The organism is Teichococcus rhizosphaerae (genome assembly GCF_002631185.1).
Taxonomy (GTDB): Bacteria; Pseudomonadota; Alphaproteobacteria; order Acetobacterales; family Acetobacteraceae; genus Pseudoroseomonas; species Pseudoroseomonas rhizosphaerae.
Window position 1 is genome coordinate 1 of record NZ_PDNU01000104.1, and the last position, 4,103, is coordinate 4,103.

Annotated in this window: 2 protein-coding genes and 2 pseudogenes; 2 read left to right on the forward strand and 2 right to left on the reverse strand. The window is 68.0% G+C overall.

Going from position 1 to position 4,103, the window contains the following annotated elements:
• Window positions 1–1,425: DUF4011 domain-containing protein (locus CR162_RS21760; protein WP_141563295.1), on the forward strand; the 1,425-nt coding region annotated here is incomplete at its 5' end.
• 15 nt (window positions 1,426–1,440) lie between these two features.
• Here the strand turns inward: CR162_RS21760 and CR162_RS21765 are convergent.
• Window positions 1,441–1,716: pseudogene (locus CR162_RS21765) on the reverse strand (IS3 family transposase); the annotation flags it as partial.
• Between the two features lie 44 nt (window positions 1,717–1,760).
• Here CR162_RS21765 and CR162_RS21770 point away from each other — a divergent pair.
• Window positions 1,761–3,161 carry an IS30 family transposase gene (locus CR162_RS21770; RefSeq protein WP_099097543.1) on the forward strand — a complete coding sequence of 467 codons (1,401 nt, stop codon included), beginning with the start codon at window positions 1,761–1,763 and terminating at the stop codon, window positions 3,159–3,161.
• On the opposite strand, the pseudogene CR162_RS21775 reads toward CR162_RS21770, so the two are convergent.
• Window positions 3,157–4,049: pseudogene (locus CR162_RS21775) on the reverse strand (IS3 family transposase); the annotation flags it as partial. The gene CR162_RS21770 and the pseudogene CR162_RS21775 overlap by 5 nt on opposite strands.
• Window positions 4,050–4,103 lie beyond the last annotated feature (54 nt).

The following is a 4,103-nucleotide window of genomic DNA, read 5'->3' on the forward strand; positions in this document are numbered from 1 at the left end:
CGGCTCGGCACCTGCCTCGACACCACCGTCCTGTTGGCTGCCTGCCTGGAGCAGGCCGGGCTCCGCCCCGTTATCGTGCTGCTGCAGGGGCATGCCTTCGCCGGCGTCTGGCTGGCGCAGCAGGATTTCGGCGGCTCCGTCGTGGACGATGCCCCGGGCCTGCGGAACCGCATCGCGCTGGACGATCTGCGGCTGTTCGAGACGACGCTCTTGACCCAGTCTCCGAGAGCCGGCTTTCGTCGCGCCTGCGACGCGGGTGCCGCCCATGTTGCGCTCGGGCAGGACGATAACTTCGTCGCGCTGATCGATGTGCACCGGGCCCGGCAGCGACGGATCCGGCCTCTGCCTAGTCAGCAGCCGCCACAGATTGCCAGGCTGGATGCCGATGTGGAGGAGAGGGCCCCCGACAGCCCTCCGCCCTTGGAGGACGCACCGGTCCTTCGCGAGGAGACCCTCCTCGAAGAGCCTCCAGTCGCGACATCGGCGGACCGCCTAGCCCGTTGGCGCCAGCGGCTGCTGGACCTTAGTGGCCGCAACCGCCTGCTGAACATGAAGCTAAGCGGCAAGCAGGCCCTGGCCATCGACTGCCCCGATCCGGCGCGGCTGGAGGACATGCTGGCGCAGGTCCGGGAGCGGGGCCGGGCAGCGCCCTTCCGGCTGCGGCCCTGGCCGGATCTGGTCGGCGATAGCCGCGACCCACGCAGCGCGGCCCTGCACCGGCGGCGGCTGCATGAGGATGCGCCTCGGACCTTTGCGCGCGAAGCGCTGGAGAAGCGCGAGCTGCTGGCCGATCGCGACGACAGCACACTGCAGACCACGCTGACCGAGATCTACCGTGCTGCGAAGGCGGCCAAGGAGGAAGGTGGGTCGAACACGCTGTTCCTGACCTTTGGTGCCCTGCTCTGGAAGCCGAAGGCGCGGGAGACTGCCTATCGCGCCCCGCTTATCCTGGTCCCGGTGGTACTGGACCGGCCCAGCATCCGCTCCGGCTTCACCCTCAGTGTTCATGACGATGAGCCGCGCCTGAACACGACCCTGCTCGAGATGCTGCGGCAGGAGTTCGACATCCATTTCCCCGGACTGGAGGACGACCTGCCGTCCGATGGGTCCGGGCTCGACGTCCAGTCCATCCTCGATCGCATCCGGTCCAAGCTGCGCAGCATCCCGGGCTGGGAGGTGACGGATGAGGTGGCACTGACCAACCTGTCCTTCACCAAGTACCTGATGTGGAAGGACCTGGCGGATCGCGCCGATGCGCTGCGGGCCAACGAGCTGGCGTGCCGGCTGATGGACGGCGTGACCAGGAATGCCGAGGCGCAGGAAAAGCAGGGCGGTTCGGGCACCGCAGGCCCTGTCCAGGAGATGGAGCCGTCCACAACAGTTCCCGTCTGCCCTCTGGAGGCCGATGGACTTGCCTCGGTTTAGTGGAGAGGCGTTGGATCAGTTGATGGCCATTCTCTCGAACTGAGCTGGGCTTGTGAAGTCGAGCGCGGAGTGGCGCCGGACAGGGTTGTAGAAGCCGTCGATGTACCGGCCGATGGCCTGCTCGGCGTCCTGGCGGGTCTCGAACATAGTGCGCCAGACGAGTTCTGACTTCAGCGTCTTGAAGAACGTCTCGACCATGGCGTTGTCATAGCAGTTCCCCTTGCCGGACATCGAGATCAGCAGGCCGTGCTTCCGGAGTTCGGCTTGGTAGCCGGCGGAACAGTATTGGGCAGATTCATGTGGTCGTCGCAACACCGAGATGGAGGGTGTTTGCGATGGCTGGTCGGCGGCGTTCAGATTGGGCTTTGCGGGCGAAGTCTCCTTCCCCTGGCCGCCCGGGAGTAGCCCGGCGTGAGGACCGCCGGCGGTTCTGGACGTTGATTGGGGTGGGACAGTCGAGTTGGGACGCGGCGATCGGCGTGGGGGTGTCGGAGGCGGTCGGGTCCCGCTGGTTTCGGGAGGCGGGCGGAATGCCACCATCGACGCTTGGACGGTCGTCAAAGCCGCCCTCGGGACGACACCTGTTGTTTGCGGAGCGCGAGGAGATTGCGCTGCTGCGGGCCCAGGGCTGTGGAGTGCGGGAGGTTGCCCGGCGGCTGGGGCGGGCGGCGTCGACGGTGTCGCGCGAGCTACGGCGCAATGCGGCCACCCGCAGCGGCAACCTGGAGTACCGGGCCACGACCGCGCAGTGGCATGCCGAGCGGGCGGCGCGGCGTCCGAAGCCGGCGAAGCTGGTGACGCGTCCGGCGCTGAGGGCGTATGTGCAAGATCGGCTGGCGGGCACCGTGGTTGCTCCGGGCGGGGCTGCGGTGGCTGGACCGGCGGTGCCGTGGAAGGGCCGCCGGCACGGGCCGCGGCAACCACGGCGATGGGCGAAGGCGTGGAGCCCGCAGCAGATCTCGCGGCGGCTGCAGCTCGATTTTCCTGGCGATGGGACGATGCGGATCAGCCATGAGGCCATCTACCAGTCGCTCTATGTCCAGGGCCGCGGCGCGCTGCGGCGAGAGCTGACGGCGTGCCTGCGCACCGGGCGGGCACTCCGGGTGCCGCGGGCGCGGAGCTGCGGGCGGGGAAAATCGCATGTCGTCCCTGCGGTGAAGATCAGCGAACGGCCAGCGGAGGCGAACGACCGGGTCGTGCCAGGACACTGGGAGGGGGACCTCATCCTCGGCCTGGGTAGCTCGGCGGTCGGTACCCTGGTGGAGCGCACGACGCGGTTCACGATGCTGCTGCACCTGCCGCGCATGCCGGGCCATGGAGACAGGGTTCGTGCGAAGAGTGGGCCGGCGCTGGCCGGGCATGGCGCAGAGGCGGTGCGCGAGGCCATCACGCGCACGATCACCGCCCTACCGGAGGCGCTGCGGCGGTCACTGACCTGGGATCAAGGGGCGGAGATGACGGAGCATCCGCGGCTGCGGATCGACACCGGGCTACAGGTGTACTTCTGCGATCCGCACAGCCCGTGGCAGCGCGGCACGAACGAGAACACGAACGGGCTGCTGCGGCAGTACTTCCCGAAGGGGACGGACTTGGCCGCGCACAGCGCCGAAGACCTCGCGGCCGTGGCTGCGGCCCTCAACACCAGGCCGCGCAAGGCGCTCGGCTGGAGAACGCCTGCAGAAGCTCTTGATGCGGTGCTGCAGTCAGCGCAGACAGGTGTTGCGACGACCAGTTGAACGTAAGTTGGCTGCCACGGTCGGCATGGTGGATCAGCCCGGGTGCCGGGCGGCGTATGGTGAGGGCCTTGCGCAGAGCCGTCAGCGCCAGCTCCCGATGCAGCCGGTCCGCCACGGCCCAGCCGACAACGCGGCGCGCGAACAGGTCAATGACCACCGCCAGATACAGCCAGCCTTCGCGGGTCCAGATGTAGGAGATGTCGCTGCCCCACTTTTGGTTGGGACCCTCCGCCGAGAAGTCCTGGTCCAGCAGGTTGGGCGCGATCGGCAAAGCATGATGGCTGTCGGTGGTCCGCTTGAACCGCCGCTTCTGCCAGGCACGGAGGCCATTCTCCCGCATCAGGCGGGCCGTCCGGCGGCGCCCGACAGCCAATCCATTGTCCTGCAGCTCCCGCGTCATCCGCGGGCTGCCGTAAGTGCCATGGGAGCGCGCGAAGGCCGAGCGGACATGCGCCAGCAGCACCATGTCCTCGTGCTGACGGCGACAAGCCGGGCGGCCCTTCCAGGCGAAGTAGCCGCTCTGGCTGACGCCGAGCACGCGGCAGAGACGGTGCACGGGGAACTCCTTCTTCGCCTCATCGATGAGCGCAAACTTCACCGACTTCCCTCCCGGGCGAAAAAAGCTGTGGCACGCTTCAGGATGTCCCGCTCCTGACGAAGGATCTCGTTCTCCCGCCGCAGCCGCTTCAGCTCGGCCGCGGCGTCCTCCTGCCCGGAGCGGTCCGGCACATCGATCTGCCGGTCCCGGCTCCGGCTGATCCACCGGACCAGCGTTGACAGACCGATCCCAAGATCCTCAGCGATCTCACGCTGGCTCCGCCCGCTCGTCCGGACCAGCCGGACCGCCTCGTCCTCAAATTCCTTCGTGAACCGTCTCTGCTGCGTCATGGAGCTCCCTTTGCCTCATCAGGAACCCTCCACTTTCCCGAAGCAAGTCCACGA

Excerpts from the sequence above, each read along its gene's own strand:
- CR162_RS21770 (WP_099097543.1), top strand. The coding sequence starts at position 1,761 with ATGGCTGGTCGGCGGCGTTCAGATTGGGCTTTGCGGGCGAAGTCTCCT.